We start from the raw sequence: 15740 nt of genomic DNA on the forward strand, positions 1-15740 counted from the left end.
CCTTACCGAAATACGGCGACCAGTTCTTGAACCGGGAGCCGTTGATGCGCTTTGCAGCTGATCATACGCTTGACCGGAAAGGAGATGATGTCGCTATCCCGGTAGTGATAACGGGTAAACGCAGTATCATGATTAGAAATGACCACGGTGACGCCTTTGTTTGCTGAGGCTATGGCCAGTTCCGCCAATTCAATTTGATCACGCTCGCTGAATCGCTTGTCAATGTAGGACGAAAAACTGGCACTGGCCGACAGCGGAACATAGGGTGGGTCGCAGTACACGATGTCCCCTTTTCCTGCCATGGCAAAGGTCTCGCGAAAATCAGCGTGAATAAACTGCACCGACTGACTGCGCTGATGAAACAGCCTCATTTCCTGTCTGGGAAAATAAGGCCGTCGGTAACGGCCAAAAGGCACGTTATAAAATCCTTTGAGGTTAAACCGGCATAAGCCATTATAACCATGGCGATTTAAGTAAAGAAACAAGGCTGCGCGTTCGCGCGACGGCAGGGTTTGATTGAATTGTTGCCGCAGGTGGTAATACTGTTGTGGCGAATTGTTGAGCGGAATAAAATAGTGTTCGCAATAATCGATAAAGTCATTGCCTTCTTCGCGCAGGTGATTGTAAAGCGTAATTAAATCAAGATTGCGCTCGGCGAGGAGATAGGAGGCGTAACTCGAATTGATAAAGACCGCGCCGGAACCTGCGAAAGGCTCAATCAGGCGTTGACCTGGGGGAAGGGATTTCAAGATGAATTCCAGGCAGTGGAATTTGTTTCCTGCCCATTTTAAAAAGGGTTTGGTTTTGTTCATAACTGGATAGACAGAGTGTAAACCGCTCCATTTAAACAGGGATTCAGCCCCCGTGTGCCTTAACCCGAATTGTGATCCTGTTTTTCCCTGAATGCAAATTTTCTTTTTCTTTAAAAAACTGCCCGGGCTTTAAGGTTGACGCTGTTAGTCGGCTGTGGGTATGATGCTTCTGCATCAATGAAAAGGGGTTTTAACAGTGAGTGAGCTTAATGAATTTCTCCGTACGGCCTGGGGTTCTGAGCAATGGATTTTAGAAGGCTGGAAAAAAATCACGGAAGAGGAAAAAAATCTTATCCGCCAACGTATGGATGAACTGTTCAAAGACGGTCTGCCTTTTGAATTAAAAAATCATAAGCTATTGTATGTTTTTACTTTTTCCTTACTGGCTCAACTCGAAGTCCTTGCCATTCAGGTGCCTTTAAAATTTCAGGACAAAATGTCCTCTGAAGAACACAGGCAACGCATGCGGGTGCAGTTTCTGGATGAAATTTTCCATGGCTTGGTGTTTACCAAAATTGTGTACATGCTTTCAGCCCCTCACGCGTTGCCGCCTGCCTACAATGAACACATTGAGGTATTGTGTAATTTTATCCGTAACGAAGACTGCCCTAAAGTGGCGGTGATGCTGCTTAATCTGATTGGTGAAGGCTGGATTGAAGAAATTTTTTATAGTCTTAAAAAACAAGGCGTTGCTCCGCGGGTGTTTGATACCATCATTGATGATGAGCACCGCCATGTGTGTGAAGCCGATCTGTACAAAGACATTGGTTTGCCCGATATGGATGAAGTCCGTCAAAAAATGGCCTTTCTCGAAGAGCAGTTGCTGACCAATATTTTTCTGCAGTACAAGTACATGTTTTCCGTCTGTTCATTACTGGGTGTGGACGGCACCATTGATTTCCTGCAGTCGCTTAACCAGAAACATCTTCAGCAGCTTGAAAAAATTAATTTAAAGCCCAGCGACAACTGGCAATTTTTCATGAAAGTAGGCGAAGAGCTTTTCCCACGAATTCGCGAGATGTCCGAATTGCATTACGCAGTGGAGATGACGCCGATTCGAAAGGTTTTCATGACGCAATGGAGCGATCCCTCCGACCCCACCATGGTCGGTGAATTTAATCTCAACATCAGCTGCATTGATTTCTTTAATAAAAAATTTCCCCCCGAAACCGTTACAATTCTCATGCTGCAGGCCGTCAGTCTGGGGTTAAGTGAAACGGATTCGTTCCGTTCCTTTTTAAATTACCGGCAATTGTTTCAAAGTAAAGAAGCCTACATGGGTTTAATTGTTAAATTGCCTGATTGCGGGGATCACATCGGTACCATCGTTTTTGAAAATTGCCATCGCATGGCCTTTCAGGAAATTGCGGTACGTGTTCGCAACATCATGAAAATGATGGTTTATTGCTTTAAGAAGCGCGAGTACCTGGAAAAAACCTACCCTCATTTAAGCGTTAAGCTCGAAAAAATGCTGTATGAACTGGCAACCGATGGCTATGATTACCCCTTGCCAGGGAATGCGGTGGTGTCGTTAAGTAATATTGGATTTTGCGGCTATGTTCGCACCAAATCGCCTCTGCGCTGCAATGAAGCAATGAAATTTACCTTGCTGGAAGTCGATCGTAAGCCCGTGTGGAATAAAGAAACGCAGGCATTTGAGCCTCAGGATATTCTACCGGTATCCATCAGTGCCGATCATCGTATTTTTGATGGCAACATCCCGGTGCCAAAAATGGTGCAGGGTTATTTTAACCAGATGTTTGCCAAGTTCCTTGAGGATTTAACCAATCCGCCAACGCTCATGCCGGATACGCAGGAAGCGCAACTGTTTAAGGTGATGGAAGAATTAATTACGCGAAATGTGGATCTGGCTTATAAAACATTGCTGGTTCTGCAAACCTACTGGGTTGACCCGTTACGCGTTGAAACCTTGCTCAGTGAAGAATTAAGGCAGGAATTAGAAAACAACCCGCCTGAAGGATTTTATCAATAGACATCCTCGCTGCCTGGGCTGTCCGATGGGCAGCCAGGCAGCATACCTTGGCTTATATCGCTAGGGTTAGAAGAAAAAGAGCGACCAGTACCACCGTGCCCAGCAACAGATTACCGCCTGGGACGAGCACAAGACCTCCATCGGGATTGACGCGGCGAGCCCGCCAGGTCATGACGGCAGGCATCAGCAGCAACAGGATGATGCAACAAACCCCGGCGTAAGCCAGCGCATGCAGGTAGATTCCCGGGTTAACCAGAACGACCATCAGAGGAGGGAGGAAGGTCAGCGCCAGCGTCCATTTACCCTGTAAGCCTGATTTCTTAAGGGACAAACCATCGGCTAGAAAGTCAAATAACCCAATGGATACCCCTAAAAAGGCAGTTACCATGCAAATGGAAGTGAAAAAGCCGAAAAAGCCGGTAATCCATTGGCTGTGAACTGCATTGCTTAATGAGTCCGTCAGGCCGCTGGTGGTGTGTTCATTGCTCGCCAAGGCAATTAATCCCTGGGCTCCATCTCGTGCAATAACGCCCATAATGACCGCATCCCAAACGATATAACAGGTGAGAGGAATTAACGAACCAAAAAGAATCACCTTGCGCAGCGCAGCCACGTCGTCATTAAAGTAGTCGCGAAGGCTGGGCACAATGGAAGCAAAACCAAAAGAGGTGACCAATATCATCAGGCTGCCGGTAATTGCCTTGATGGAGCCGCCGCTTAGCGTACTGACGTTAATATGAGGACTGATAATCACAACCAGCAACAGGTAAATACCGAGTTTACCGAACATTAAACCCCGATTGACATAATCGACTGCCCGAATTCCGGCATAAACCACGAGACTGAACAAGCCGGTAAATACCAAGGCAGTAATCCAGTTCGGGATAGTTAAATGAACACGCCCTAAAATGCCTCCAAGAACATCGCTCCCACCTGAAATATAAGCAGCTAAGAGGGTGTAAAGCAGGAAAAGGTAAGTAACCCAGGCGATAATCTGACCGGGTAGACCCAGGGTGGATTTCGCCATGGAAACCATGTTACTGCCCGCGGGTAAACGCAGATTCACTTCCAGGATCAACAACGCGCCGACGGTCATGATAAGCCAGCATAAAATCAGGAAAAAAATGGAATTGGTAAAACCAACTTCCGCAGTCGAAACGGGTAAGGCCAGCATTCCTCCACCAATGGAAGTACCCACAATAAGAAGAATGCCGCCGATGAATTTAGAATTTGCCAATTTAAAGTCCATTATGTATAAATTTAATACAATATATTAAAGAATATATTCCCCATAGTCAATAGACCGCGCAAGCGAAGCGGTCTATAGCACATGCAGCATTTGCAATACTGCATGAATTAATAATAAAAATGAACAAAGAATCACAAAAACAGGGGTTAACCTCCCGCCTGGGACCTGGTATTCACTTTTAAATTTTTTCCGCCCCAGCATCACCATCAAAGCGGGTAAAAGCAACAATAAAATCACACAAAAAAGACCGGCATAACTCAGTGCGGAAATGTAGGCTCCAGGATAATAAAGCACCAGAAGCAGGGGGGGGAGGAAGGTTAACAGAAACAAACCCAAGCCTTCCTTGCCCTTTTGTTCCACTTTAAGACCGTCAGCCAGAAAGCTAATCAAGCAGAGCGAAACACCCAGAAAAGCCGTGAGCATGCAAATGGAAGTGAAGAAATTAAACAGGGAGGTGATGAGGGTGCTGTGCACCGTTTTTGCGAGCATGGCCGCTAATTCGCTGTTGGTGCGATCACTGTGCATTAACGCGGCCAAGCCGGAATCGCCGGTTGATGGCAGGGTGCCAATGATCACTGCATCCCACGCCAGGTAGCAAAGCAGAGGAATGAAGGAGCCAATTAAAATCACCCGCCTTAATGTTTTGATGTCATCATTAAAGTATTCGCGAAGATTGGGCACGATGATGGCGAAACCAAACGAAGTGATTAACAGCATGATGCTGCCGGCGATGTAACGGTAATTTCCGCCATCGAGGTAATTTAACTGAATATGGGGCGCAATCAGGACGACCAGAATCAAATACACGCCCAGTTTACCGAACATCAGCCCTCGGTTGAGCAAATCGACGCAGCGGATCCCGGCATAAACCACCGCGCCGAAGGCTAAGGTAAATAATAAACTGGCCTGCCATTCATTGAGGTGCAGTCCAATACGGGAAAACAGGCTGGCAAAAATGTCCGCGCCGCCTGAGATGTAGGCGGATAAAAGGGTATACAGGAGAAAGAGGTAGCTCAACCAGGCAGTCAATAACCCGGCCTTGCCTAAGGTCGCCTCGGCCATGGAGACCATGTGTTTTCCGCGGGGTAAATAAAGATTGGCTTCAAGGATAAACAAAGCGCCCAAGGTCATGACAGCCCAACATAAAAAAAGAAAGAGGGTTGATTGCCAGAAACCCGTCGCAGCATTGGCGACCGGCAGTGCCAACATGCCGCCGCCTATGGATGTGCCTACAACGAGAAGAATGCCGCCAATGAATCTGGATTTCATAATTACCTCCAATGAAGAATCCTGTTCTTAACACTTACAAGCTTCGCATCCTTGAGGCTTTGGGTTCGGGTGCGCCGGTGGAACACTATTTTGTCATAGCCACGGCCGCCATGGGCGCGGGTCGTGTGATGGGCGGATTAAACCATTGTATTTCCACACGGCGATTCTGGGCGCTGCCATGAATGATTTTATTGTCTGAAACGTCATGCTTGTCGCCATAACCTTCCGCCGTCAGGCGCTGGGCTTGAATGCCATTGGCCCATAAAAAAGTCAGCATGGCTTCGGCGCGGGCTTGCGACAGCTTTTGTTTATGCCGTCTTGAACCAATGTTATCGGTAAATCCGGCAACATAGATAGTACTATTTGGATATAAACGAAGCAATCGCACAATATTGACCAGGGCAGGATAACAGATGTCATTCAATTCCGGCGTATCAAAGACATAATAACGGTCGGTAGGAACAATTAATGTCATGGTATCGCCGTATTCGACAAATTGAATGTCCTGTTCGTTCAGATCGTTCACGATGGATTGTTTGGTTTCCTTATAAAGACTGGTGGCTGCTCCCGCAATCCCGCCGACGACAATGCCGCCCGGAATGGCTGCTGAACTGGCGGCGCTGGCCACGGTGCCGGCGATAAGACCATAGGTTGCTCCCTTGGCCGTGTATTTGGGCATGGTGTTATAAGGTTTGAAATTATTGTAGGGCGGTTTGTAGCAGCCGCTCAAAGACAAAGGCAGCAGCAGGCTCGATATAGCCAGGTATCGGGCGGCGTGTTTGGGTGACATTCCTACTCCTGTTACAGATCTATCCCTCATTATTAAGCATCCCTGCCTATTTCGCAATCAATGCCCTCATTTTCTGCTGACAGGGCCGGATTGCTAAGGTCATGGATGAAATAATCCATTGTAAATTAAAGCATTAGATAAAAAAACCTGCTTAACAGACTACGAAAGGCCATCATCATTGGTTATAGTGAAAGACCGTCTCAATGGATGTCTTACGCATGGCAGAGAAAAAATTTTCATTCAAATTAACCCTGGCTTCATTGGGGGTGGTATTTGGGGATATTGGAACCAGCCCGTTGTACGCCATCCGTGAAACCCTGTGGGGACTTCCTATCAATCAGCTGGATGTTATGGGGGTTTTATCCCTGGTTTTCTGGTCGCTGATTATTGTGATTTCCCTCAAATACCTGGCGGTGGTTCTGCGTGCGGACAACGATGGCGAGGGCGGAGTTTTAGCTTTACTGGCGCTTTTGAAACGCAAACGCGCCCGCCACGAGCATCTGTTTTATCTAGTGGCTATTTTTGGCGCCGGTCTATTAATCGGTGACGGGATGCTGACTCCGGCTATTTCAGTCACCAGCTCCATCGAAGGTTTAAAAACCGTGTCGCCGCAATTGGAAAAATGGGTGGTGCCTTTTTCCTGCCTCATTCTGATTGCCTTGTTTTCCCTGCAATACAAAGGGACCGCCAAGATAGGATTTGCCTTTGGACCCCTGCTGTTAATTTGGTTTGTGACCATCGCCGTCTTGGGGGTGAATAAAATTATTGATAATCCCGAAGTACTGAAAGCAGTGAATCCTTATTATGCCTTCGAATTTTTCCGAGAAAACGGCATGAAAGGTTTTTTCCTTTTGGGGGGCGTTTTTCTGGTCGTGACCGGAGGGGAAGCCATGTATGCTGACATCGGCCATTTTGGTAAAAATCCTATCCGCGCCAGTTGGTTTATGATCGCCTTGCCCTGTCTGTTATTGAATTATTTTGGCCAATGCGCCAATCTCCTGGCTCATCCTGAAGACATTGACAACCCGTTTTATAATCTTGCGCCCGACGGTTTTTTTATTCCCTTGCTCGCCATTTCAACCATTGCCACAATCATTGCCTCCCAGGCGTTGATCACCGCGACTTTCTCATTGACGCGGCAAGCGGTATTGCTTGGGTTTTATCCTAAACTGCAGATCATCCAAACCTCCAAAGAGCATGCGGGGCAGATTTACATTCCTCAGGTTAATTTTTTCTTAATGATAGGGACATTGCTGCTGATTATTATTTTCCAGAGCTCCGCCAATCTTGCTCATGCTTACGGCATTGCCGTTAACCTGACCATGCTGATGGTTACCCTGATGGTCGCCTATGCGTCCATCAAGGTTTGGCATTGGTCGCTTGGCAGGACGCTTGTGGTGTTTTCGTTATTTGTGTCGGTTGACTTGCTGTTTCTCGCCTCCAATTCGCACAAATTCATTACCGGCGGATGGGTGCCGATTGGTTTTGCCCTGGTTGTCGCGACCATTATGTTTACCTGGAATAACGGCCTGCAGTATTTAAAGAACAATTACTACATGGCAAAAGAAGACATTTCCAAAATAGTGAAGCAATTGCATTACAAAACCTTAAACAAGCTTCCCGGGTTAACGGCCATTTTTATTACCGATACTTACGATCGAAGCGGGGGCAGCTTTCTTCACTTCTTAAAATTGAGTCTGTCCGTTCCTCAAAACATTCTGATTGTCAATTATATCGTGCGTAATCGTCCGCACATTTACGATAGGCATCGTTTTGAAGTCAATCAACTCGATGAAACCATCTACGAATTAACCCTGAACTATGGCTTTATGGATGACATTTCTATCCCCGAGGCTCTGGAAAGGTTAAATGAGAAGGGGGTCCTGCCGTTTAAACTTAATGTAAATAATGCCACTTACCTGGTGGAAATCCCCAACATCATGGCGTCGCGTGAGAAACGCTCCCTTAATTTTTATTGGCAGGAAAAATTATTTGCCTTCCTGATGCGCAATTATTCAGTGAACCTCAATATCGAATTTTATAAACTGCCCTATAACCGCACCATGGCCATCGGCACTTATTTCCAGATTTAATCAGTCCTGACGTGACAACCATTGGACAAGGGTTTTGACGGAAGGACGACCTGGATGTTGATGCCTTTTATTGTCGGGCTGTTGCGCGCTTGTGAGAGGTAGTCAATCAGCGGCACGTCGACCACTTTGCCGTATTGGGAGGATGCCTGACGGAAAATGGGCTTGCCATTTTTCCAGAAGACAAAGCCTAAGTGCGATACATTGAGGTGGGTACCAATTTCTTTGCGTAAATTCCAATTGGGTCTGACAATTTCAACGATGGCGGCCTCAGGAATCTGCTTAAACAGGTAGTGGTTTGCCTTCCCCTCAGCATCAAACAACGCCGTAAAAGGCAGGTATGGCAGATTAGATACCGTGCGCGGCAGTTTGCTTCCCAGGGCTTGTAACTCATGGAGCCGCTGCTTCCCCAGGTGCGGATCAGGATGAAGCAAACGAATATGATCATCGCCAAAATGCCCATACCAGGAGGGTTTATCAATAAAAGCGGTCGCTGTTTTAAACACGGGGTTTTGTTTTTCATCGACAACGGTAGCCGTGATGTCTTTAACATAACCCTGGCGTTGATTATTCTGGTTCCAGTCTAGACCGGTAAAATGATTGCGATGAATGAAACCCAATTGACCCTGGCTGTAGCGAAGATTTCTCAGGCAGTGTTGAAAAGTCTGTGTATTGTTGGCCAGTGCAATGGCCAAAATGGTAGTGACATAGGTTTCGCAATCAAACGCATCCGTACGGTAACGCGGGTATTGATCAAAACGTGCACGACGCCCTTCACCCAGGGCGCCAAGCATATAGGGTTTCCCCAGAAAATAACCGCTGATTTTGTCAAGGCGCTGCGCCATATCAAAATTCGGTATGTGGTTGAGGCTGTGATATAGTCCCTTTAGGGTGGCGGCTGCCTGCTTTTCTTCAGGGGCCGCTGCGTGAACCGAAAAAGCGGATAGGCCGAGCGTCAGCGTCATCATGCAGGATAAAAATGTCTGGCAGGTTTTTCTCATGGCGTTCCCGGCAAAGTGGATGGTTGAATTTTAACCCTGATGCAGCAGAGGTACAAGAATGTTGAATGCAATATGGTTGGGGATGATCGTTTTGTCCGTGGTCGTTGGGGCCATTGAAGGACGATTGGATCATGTCGTGCATGCCGTGACCGACTCGGCCAAACTTGGGTTTGAAATTGCGCTGGGCTTAAGTGGCATCATGGCGTTGTGGTTGGGTATTATGGCGATTGCGTCGGAGTCAGGCCTGGTGAATCGTTTTGCGCACTGGCTTAAGCCGGTCCTGAGGCCATTGTTTCCTGATGTGCCAGTGGATGACCCGGCCATGGGGGCTATAGTGATGAACATTGCCGCGAACATGCTGGGTTTGGCCAATGCAGCAACGCCGTTTGGTCTTAAGGCCATGAACGAACTGCAACGTTTAAATGGCAAAGCGGAGCAGGCAAGCGATGCCATGTGCACTTTTTTGGCTATTAATACCTCGAGTGTGCAATTAATCCCCGCGACAGCCATCGCATTTCTCGCAGCAAACGGTGCTCACCAACCCAGCTCGGTGATTTTCACCTCCTTGATAGCCACCAGTGTCTCGACCCTGGTGGCCATTGTTGCTGTAAAACAATTAGCCAAATTACCGGCCTATCGTTTAAGAGAGGTTGAGATCAATGATTGAGATTGCCAATACCATTTCCAATTGGGTTCTGCTGCTTTTTGTAGTCGGTATTCCGCTTTACGGTTCATTGAAAAAAATCAATGTGTTTGATGCCTTTGTCAGCGGTGCGAAGCAGGGGTTTGAAACCAGCATCAGCATCATTCCCTACCTGATTGCCATGATGGTGGCGATTGGAATGCTCAGAGCCTCCGGTTTCTTTGAGCTGTTAAATGCAGTCCTGGCTCCGGTGCTGTCGTGGTTTGGCATGCCGCCGGAGTTATTACCCTTGGCTTTAATCAGGCCATTTTCGGGAAGCGCTGCTACCGGCGTCATGGCTGAATTAATTCATGAGAATGGCGGGGATTCGTTTATTTCAAAAACAGCCGCCACCATGATGGGCAGTACCGAAACGACATTTTATGTCATCGCAGTCTATTTTGGCGCAGTCGGGATTAAACGCACCCGTCATGCCATCCCGGCAGGACTTCTTGCGGATGTAGCCGGGATTGTGGCGAGCGTGATTGTTTGCCGTTATCTCTTTTTGTAGCGGGATGGCGGTGCTACCTGTTTTCCTTCGTTGTCTTTTTTGATCTGGACGGTGGTAAGACCGGCATGATCACAATGTCATGCAGACGCCAGTTGTATTGTTCAAGCCTATGGCGCAAGGCATTGAGTTTCACCAAAGAAACCTCGTCCGCCTTCGGTTCAATGAGGATATCGCCAAAAAAGACATGGCCCTCATCACGAAAACGAGTGGTAACCGACTGAACCCAGTCTTCTTTTTTTATGAGAGCCTTCACTTCGGCAATCAAGGGATCCGTTTTTTCCTGGCCTATCATTTTAGGAATCTCATCCAGCAAATCGTAGACTGATTGTTTAAAATTCTGGTAGCCGTCATTGATAATGCTGATTGAAATCATTATTCCCACACTGGCATCAGCCCACCAATAACCCAATCCAATGCCCAGAATGCCGATAATACTGGCAAAAGCGCTCATCCAGCTCGCTTTGTTCATTTTTGAATCGGTAAATAAAATCTTATCATAGAGCTTTCGCGAGAGCGGGAGTTTGATATGACCCAGAATGGTGGAGGGTATCCCGGACCATAACAGTGCGGGGATCATGATAAAGCCCAACCACACGGAATAACCAAAGAAAAATACCGTGGGAATGGTCGGATGTTCCTGTTGCAGGAGAACAACAAGGCCATCCACGAAAAGATAAATTCCCAGAATCAGCAAAGCCAGTGAACTGGTAAAAAAAGACATGGTGGTTACGCGATGAAATCCATAGGGAAAATTACGATTGGCTTTCCATTTGACAAGATGGCTGGCTATCAAAAAAGAGGCTGGCGGGATAATACCAAGCATGTCTTCAAGCCAGATTGTTTTCATGGTTTGCGAGTTGGACATGACTAAAAACGAAAAAAAACTGGTGGAAATCATGTAAAAAAAGGAAATCCATTCATAGCGGATGGCCTGGGTATAAATGGGGCGCAATCGGGTCGGAAATTCCAGGGTTTTAGTGACGTGCAGCATGCTGAATTTCCCTTTGTTGATGGATAAATTCATTCACCTCTTTAAGCCAGCCATTTTCGCCGGGCGGTAGCGCCAGCACATAGGCAGTAGACCCTTTCTTATAATAAGGCACGGAAAAGGCGAGGATTTCAGACCAGGGTGAATCCTGATGAATGGCGCAGGCGGCGATATCGAGTTTAAAGTGCTGCAACTGCCGATACAACGCTTCCTGATTGCTGGAGTACCAGGTTATTTCAGCGTGTAAATCCCGAGCTAATTGTCGTAATAATTCTATTTCTTCTAAGGGTGTCGCCTGGTTTGAACAAACACCGGCTTTTAAACGATGAGTCTCTTGAATTGCCTTTAAAGTGCGATTGGGATCGTCAGGAAATTGACAACTCGACAGGGCGATGACAAGACAGGTGGTTTGTATGCTGTTGATCCATTTTACCATAATGATTCCTTCCTTGGCCTCTCCAGTTTGTCACGCTAATTGAATGCATGGATTCCTGTATCCGCTTGGATTTTCTGTGAATAAAAATTAAAAATCGTTAATTATCAGGTATTCATTTTATCCAAACCTATGGTAATGTTAAATGGAAATCGACCTTTCATGGTTGGTATTCATGCTGTAATCAAATCATCATAATGAACAAAAATATAAGGAAATGTCATGAATTCAAAGCTTTTATTTTCTTTGGTTTGCAGCGCCGTGTTGTTCGCTTCCGGTTGCAATACCAACCCTCATTTTTATAACGATGCCAATCAGCCTGCAACACCTGTTACTGCAACTCAAAAGCAAACAGATGCCAAGATTTTAAGCAGCTTAATTGTGCTGAATAAAAACGAAATTGCTGCCGCTAATGCTGCTCAACAAAAATCAGCCAATCATGCAGTTAGAAATTATGCTGAAACCATGAATAAGGCTCACAGCAGAAACCTGCAGGAAGCCGAGCATTTAAGCCAAAAACTGGATGTTGCTCCCAAGCAAGGTCAAACAGCGGCTCAATTGCAACGCAAAGGCAGACAAGAACTGGCTACGTTAAATCGTCTGCAAAATCATGCTTTTGATCGTGCTTACATCAATGCCATGGTAAAAGATCATGCCGCCGCTCTGCAATTACTGGATCAACGTTTGATTCCTCAGGCAACGAATCCGCAATTGCGCCAGTACCTGGAAGTAACCCGTGCTCATGTGGCTCAGCATTTAAAACAGGCACAAGCGGTCCAAAGCCAATTGAGTAATTCGTAATAACAAAAAACCGGGCGAGCATCCTGCACGTCCGGTTATTCTGCATTCTGATTGATTAACCTTTTTTACCCTGCTTTCTTCTTGCTTTACTGGCAAGATTGCCTTCTTCATAAAGTTTCAATTGCGCAAGCAAGGTATTGGTATTGGCTTTAAATGTGGCTAATTCGCGGCCGGAGATCGGCGCTCCTCGTGGCAGAGTCACCGTTGTCGGGTTTTTAGGCTGGCCGTTGATGTGGAATTCATAATGGCAATGCGGACCCGAAGCCAAACCGGTCTGACCCACATAGCCAATGACCTGTCCCCGACGTACGAAGTCACCGCGGGATAGTCCTTTCTGGAATTTGAGCATGTGGCCGTAAATGGTACTGTAAAGCTTGTTATGGTTAATCTTAATCATGTTCCCATAACCGCTTTGACGACCAATAATTTCAATGCGGCCATCACCAGTGGCTTGAATGGGGGTACCGATACGGGCTGCCAGATCCACCCCTTTGTGTGCACGTCGATAATGCAGTATGGGATGGTAACGCGACAGGCTGAATGTCGAGCTGATGTGGCTGAAGCGGATGGGGTAGCGATTAAAGGCCTTTTTGAGGCTGGTCCCCTGCGGCGTGTAATAGTCGGTACGTCCATCGCGGCTGGTGTGACGTATGGCCTGAAAAGTCCGGCCGCCATTTTTGTACGAAACCGCCAGAATATCGCCGGTGCCGACCAGTTTATCTTCGATATAATAGGCTTTGTAGATGATGGTAAAGCGATCGCCGGCTCTTACGTCGCGGGCAAAATCGATATCCCAGGTAAAAATATCAGTCATTTGCTGAATCAGCTTGTAGGGGATGTTGTTGCGTTTGGCGGTGCCGTACAGCGAGCCCTTGACCGTTGCAGTCAGGAAATGGCTATGGCTGTTCATTTTTCGTGAATTGATTTTACTCTTGTAATGCGTTCCGTCACGGTAGACAACCATGTATTGAGTACTGGTAAACGGCAGGATCATTTTTTCCAGCACCTGCTTGTTGACCAGGAATTGAATTTCTTCATTGGGCTTAAGTTTCGACAATGCTTTGGCATGAGGGTTATCTTTAATAATAATGCCCAAGATCTTTGCACTTAATCCGATACGATTAAAGACGCTCGCTAACGAATCGCCCGGACGGGCTTTAATGATTTTCCATTCCTTGCCATTGACGATTTTCTTTTTAGCCATAACCGGAGCTGCCGTTTTTACCGCCTGGGGCTGTTTTTTGGCGGCGGCGACTGCGACGGTGCCAACGGATGTAGGGCCGGTCCTGGCTTTCAGTGTCTGAGGGGGTACCTCCTGCCCTGCATGGGGAAGCGCGACACTGCGGTTGGTAAACCGTGTCTTCTGTTTATGAGGGAATGACTTGACCAGAATAAAAGGCAGGGCAAAAGCGATTACCAAAGCAATCAGCGCCAGCAATTTAGATGGTTTTTCCGGACTATTTAATGAGACATTGGGTCTGTGATCCATGTTTCGCCTTTACTACTGTCATCCCAGGAGAATCTGTTAATTAAAATAAACGTGTTACAGTCTTCTTTGGCTCTGACTGCTTAAGTAAAAGGTATCCCAATCGTGTCCAGTGATTGGCGAATCAGCCGTTACTAGTCATTACCATCCTAAAAGCGTTCATGCTTTTTTGCTTATTCTTTGTACTGTCCTCTAGCGAGAACAGAATAACCGGGCTAAGATACTCGCTGCAAGAAGTTAGGTCAATCATTAAAAAAGGTTTTACACGCATGATAATCGCAGATTCTGCTTTCAATGAGCTGAAAAGAGGGTGTGAGGAAATTCTCCCGGAACAGGAGCTTGAAAAAAAATTACTCAAAAATCGTCCTTTGCGTATTAAAGCGGGATTTGATCCCACTGCGCCCGATTTGCATCTGGGGCATACCGTCCTGCTGAACAAGCTGCGTCAATTTCAACAGATGGGACATGATGTGATTTTTCTGATTGGGGATTTTACTGCCATGATTGGCGACCCCACCGGTAAAAATGTAACACGCATGCCGCTGACCCGCGAAGAAGTGCTGGTGAATGCAGAAACCTATCAGCATCAGGTTTTTAAAATCCTTGATCCGCAAAAAACCACGATTGTCTTCAATTCCCAGTGGTTAGGTCAATTGAATGCGGCGGATTTAATTCGCCTGGCGGCAACCCATACTGTGGCAAGAATGCTGGAGCGTGACGATTTTAACAAGCGCTATACCTCGGGGCAGCCCATCGCGATTCATGAATTCCTATATCCTCTTATACAAGGTTATGACTCTGTGGAATTAAAAGCGGATGTGGAGTTAGGCGGGACAGATCAGAAATTTAACTTGTTAATGGGACGGGAGTTACAAAAGCATTACGGCCATGAGCCGCAGGTCATTATGATGCTGCCTCTGATTGAAGGATTGGATGGCGTTAAAAAGATGTCGAAGTCACTGAACAATTACATTGGTATTGCGGAAAGCGCAGACAGTATGTTCGGCAAAATCATGTCTATCAGTGATGAATTAATGTGGCGATACCTTGATTTATTAAGTTTCAGACCCATTTCCGAAGTGGCGGGGCTGAAAAAATCAGTAGCGGAAGGTTACAATCCGCGCGATGTAAAAATTGAGCTGGCCAAAGAAATCATTGCCCGCTTTCATGACAAGGACGCTGCCGAGAGAGCCCATCAGGCATTCATTGAGCGTTTTCAAAAAGGCGAAATACCGGAGGACCTGGTCGAGCAGGAGTTGACCATCAATGAACCCATCAGCATTGCTCAATTGTTAAAACAACTGGATTTAACCAAAAGCACCTCGGAAGCCATGCGCATGGTGAGTCAGGGGGCCGTTAAAATTGACGGCGAGAAAGTCAGCGATTCGACGAAAACCATGACAAAGGGGGAAGCCTGTATTATTCAGGTTGGAAAAAGACGCATCGCTAAAGTGCGCCTGACTTGAATAAAAAATAATCATCCCCATATAGAATAAGAATAAAAAACAGGGTGTGCTTAATAAAAACACAGTGACTTAAAAAATTTACGTTTTTTTCAAAAAGTGTTTGACAAGGGAGTCAGGATGAGTAGAATACGCATCACGCCTTCGGGGCGGGTTGATTAAGAAGAGAGAA

At 46.5% G+C, this 15740-nt stretch carries 14 protein-coding genes; 6 read left to right on the forward strand and 8 right to left on the reverse strand.

Annotation, left to right across the window (positions count from 1 at the left end):
* Positions 1–2: 2 nt before the first annotated feature.
* A complete protein-coding gene (locus tag Lrub_RS02100; RefSeq protein WP_058530549.1) occupies positions 3–812 on the reverse strand; it encodes a Dam family site-specific DNA-(adenine-N6)-methyltransferase in 810 nt (269 codons plus the stop codon).
* A 196-nt stretch (positions 813–1008) separates the two neighbouring features.
* Between Lrub_RS02100 and Lrub_RS02105 the strand changes: the two genes are divergently transcribed.
* On the forward strand, positions 1009–2805 hold the full coding sequence (locus tag Lrub_RS02105) for a 2-oxo acid dehydrogenase subunit E2 (RefSeq protein ID WP_058530550.1): 1797 nt from the start codon (positions 1009–1011) through the stop codon (positions 2803–2805).
* Between the two features lie 52 nt (positions 2806–2857).
* On the opposite strand, the gene Lrub_RS02110 is transcribed toward Lrub_RS02105, so the two are convergent.
* From Lrub_RS02110 to cmpA, 3 genes are all read right to left on the reverse strand, one after another.
* The gene (locus Lrub_RS02110) at positions 2858–4042 is read right to left on the reverse strand and encodes an amino acid permease (RefSeq protein WP_058530569.1); all 1185 of its coding nucleotides are present in this window, start codon (positions 4040–4042) and stop codon (positions 2858–2860) included.
* An 84-nt stretch (positions 4043–4126) separates the two neighbouring features.
* Entirely contained in the window at positions 4127–5323 is a 1197-nt protein-coding gene (locus Lrub_RS02115) for an amino acid permease (protein ID WP_058530551.1), read from the reverse strand.
* Positions 5324–5408: 85 nt separating this feature from the next.
* A complete protein-coding gene (gene cmpA / locus Lrub_RS02120) occupies positions 5409–6113 on the reverse strand; it encodes a C-OmpA-like family protein CmpA (RefSeq protein ID WP_058530552.1) in 705 nt (234 codons plus the stop codon).
* Between the two features lie 218 nt (positions 6114–6331).
* Between cmpA and Lrub_RS02125 the strand changes: the two genes are divergently transcribed.
* Positions 6332–8206, forward strand: a complete 1875-nt coding sequence (locus tag Lrub_RS02125) for a potassium transporter Kup (RefSeq protein WP_058530570.1) — start codon at positions 6332–6334, stop codon at positions 8204–8206.
* Here Lrub_RS02125 and Lrub_RS02130 read toward each other — a convergent pair.
* Entirely contained in the window at positions 8203–9204 is a 1002-nt protein-coding gene (locus tag Lrub_RS02130; protein ID WP_058530553.1) for an N-acetylmuramoyl-L-alanine amidase-like domain-containing protein, read from the reverse strand. The two genes, Lrub_RS02125 and Lrub_RS02130, sit on opposite strands and share 4 nt — an antisense overlap.
* A gap of 58 nt (positions 9205–9262) precedes the next feature.
* On the opposite strand from Lrub_RS02130, the gene Lrub_RS02135 reads away from it, so the two are divergent.
* Both Lrub_RS02135 and Lrub_RS02140 read left to right on the forward strand, forming a co-directional pair.
* Positions 9263–9871: a nucleoside recognition domain-containing protein gene (locus Lrub_RS02135; RefSeq protein ID WP_058530554.1), complete on the forward strand. Its 609-nt coding sequence runs from the start codon at positions 9263–9265 to the stop codon at positions 9869–9871.
* Positions 9864–10397, forward strand: a complete 534-nt coding sequence (locus Lrub_RS02140) for a spore maturation protein (RefSeq protein ID WP_058530555.1) — start codon at positions 9864–9866, stop codon at positions 10395–10397. The genes Lrub_RS02135 and Lrub_RS02140 overlap by 8 nt, the downstream gene beginning before the upstream one ends.
* Positions 10398–10410: 13 nt before the next feature.
* Here Lrub_RS02140 and Lrub_RS02145 read toward each other — a convergent pair whose 3' ends face one another.
* Together Lrub_RS02145 and Lrub_RS02150 are read right to left on the reverse strand one after the other, a co-directional pair.
* A complete protein-coding gene (locus Lrub_RS02145; RefSeq protein ID WP_082651416.1) occupies positions 10411–11421 on the reverse strand; it encodes a cation efflux transmembrane domain-containing protein in 1011 nt (336 codons plus the stop codon).
* On the reverse strand, positions 11372–11821 hold the full coding sequence (locus tag Lrub_RS02150) for a transporter substrate-binding domain-containing protein (RefSeq protein ID WP_058530557.1): 450 nt from the start codon (positions 11819–11821) through the stop codon (positions 11372–11374). The genes Lrub_RS02145 and Lrub_RS02150 overlap by 50 nt, the downstream gene beginning before the upstream one ends.
* 219 nt (positions 11822–12040) lie before the next feature.
* On the opposite strand from Lrub_RS02150, the gene Lrub_RS02155 reads away from it, so the two are divergent.
* Positions 12041–12619 carry a DUF4142 domain-containing protein gene (locus Lrub_RS02155; protein WP_058530558.1) on the forward strand — a complete coding sequence of 193 codons (579 nt, stop codon included), beginning with the start codon at positions 12041–12043 and terminating at the stop codon, positions 12617–12619.
* 55 nt (positions 12620–12674) lie between these two features.
* On the opposite strand, the gene Lrub_RS02160 is transcribed toward Lrub_RS02155, so the two are convergent.
* The gene (locus tag Lrub_RS02160; protein ID WP_058530559.1) at positions 12675–14108 is read right to left on the reverse strand and encodes a peptidoglycan DD-metalloendopeptidase family protein; all 1434 of its coding nucleotides are present in this window, start codon (positions 14106–14108) and stop codon (positions 12675–12677) included.
* A gap of 266 nt (positions 14109–14374) precedes the next feature.
* On the opposite strand from Lrub_RS02160, the gene tyrS reads away from it, so the two are divergent.
* A complete protein-coding gene (tyrS, locus tag Lrub_RS02165; protein ID WP_058530560.1) occupies positions 14375–15571 on the forward strand; it encodes a tyrosine--tRNA ligase in 1197 nt (398 codons plus the stop codon).
* Positions 15572–15740: the final 169 nt, after the last annotated feature.

Origin of the sequence: Legionella rubrilucens (assembly GCF_001468125.1) — a bacterium.
GTDB lineage: Bacteria > Pseudomonadota > Gammaproteobacteria > Legionellales > Legionellaceae > Legionella_C > Legionella_C rubrilucens.

Bases quoted from the DNA above. Each gene is read 5' to 3' on its own strand.
- Lrub_RS02100 (WP_058530549.1), bottom strand. From the start codon at position 812: ATGAACAAAACCAAACCCTTTTTAAAATGGGCAGGAAACAAATTCCAC.
- Lrub_RS02115 (WP_058530551.1), bottom strand. From the start codon at position 5,323: ATGAAATCCAGATTCATTGGCGGCATTCTTCTCGTTGTAGGCACATCC.
- cmpA (WP_058530552.1), bottom strand. From the start codon at position 6,113: ATGTCACCCAAACACGCCGCCCGATACCTGGCTATATCGAGCCTGCTG.
- Lrub_RS02125 (WP_058530570.1), top strand. From the start codon at position 6,332: ATGGCAGAGAAAAAATTTTCATTCAAATTAACCCTGGCTTCATTGGGG.
- Lrub_RS02130 (WP_058530553.1), bottom strand. From the start codon at position 9,204: ATGAGAAAAACCTGCCAGACATTTTTATCCTGCATGATGACGCTGACG.
- Lrub_RS02135 (WP_058530554.1), top strand. From the start codon at position 9,263: ATGTTGAATGCAATATGGTTGGGGATGATCGTTTTGTCCGTGGTCGTT.
- Lrub_RS02140 (WP_058530555.1), top strand. From the start codon at position 9,864: ATGATTGAGATTGCCAATACCATTTCCAATTGGGTTCTGCTGCTTTTT.
- Lrub_RS02145 (WP_082651416.1), bottom strand. From the start codon at position 11,421: ATGAATTTATCCATCAACAAAGGGAAATTCAGCATGCTGCACGTCACT.
- Lrub_RS02150 (WP_058530557.1), bottom strand. From the start codon at position 11,821: ATGGTAAAATGGATCAACAGCATACAAACCACCTGTCTTGTCATCGCC.
- Lrub_RS02155 (WP_058530558.1), top strand. From the start codon at position 12,041: ATGAATTCAAAGCTTTTATTTTCTTTGGTTTGCAGCGCCGTGTTGTTC.
- Lrub_RS02160 (WP_058530559.1), bottom strand. From the start codon at position 14,108: ATGGATCACAGACCCAATGTCTCATTAAATAGTCCGGAAAAACCATCT.
- tyrS (WP_058530560.1), top strand. From the start codon at position 14,375: ATGATAATCGCAGATTCTGCTTTCAATGAGCTGAAAAGAGGGTGTGAG.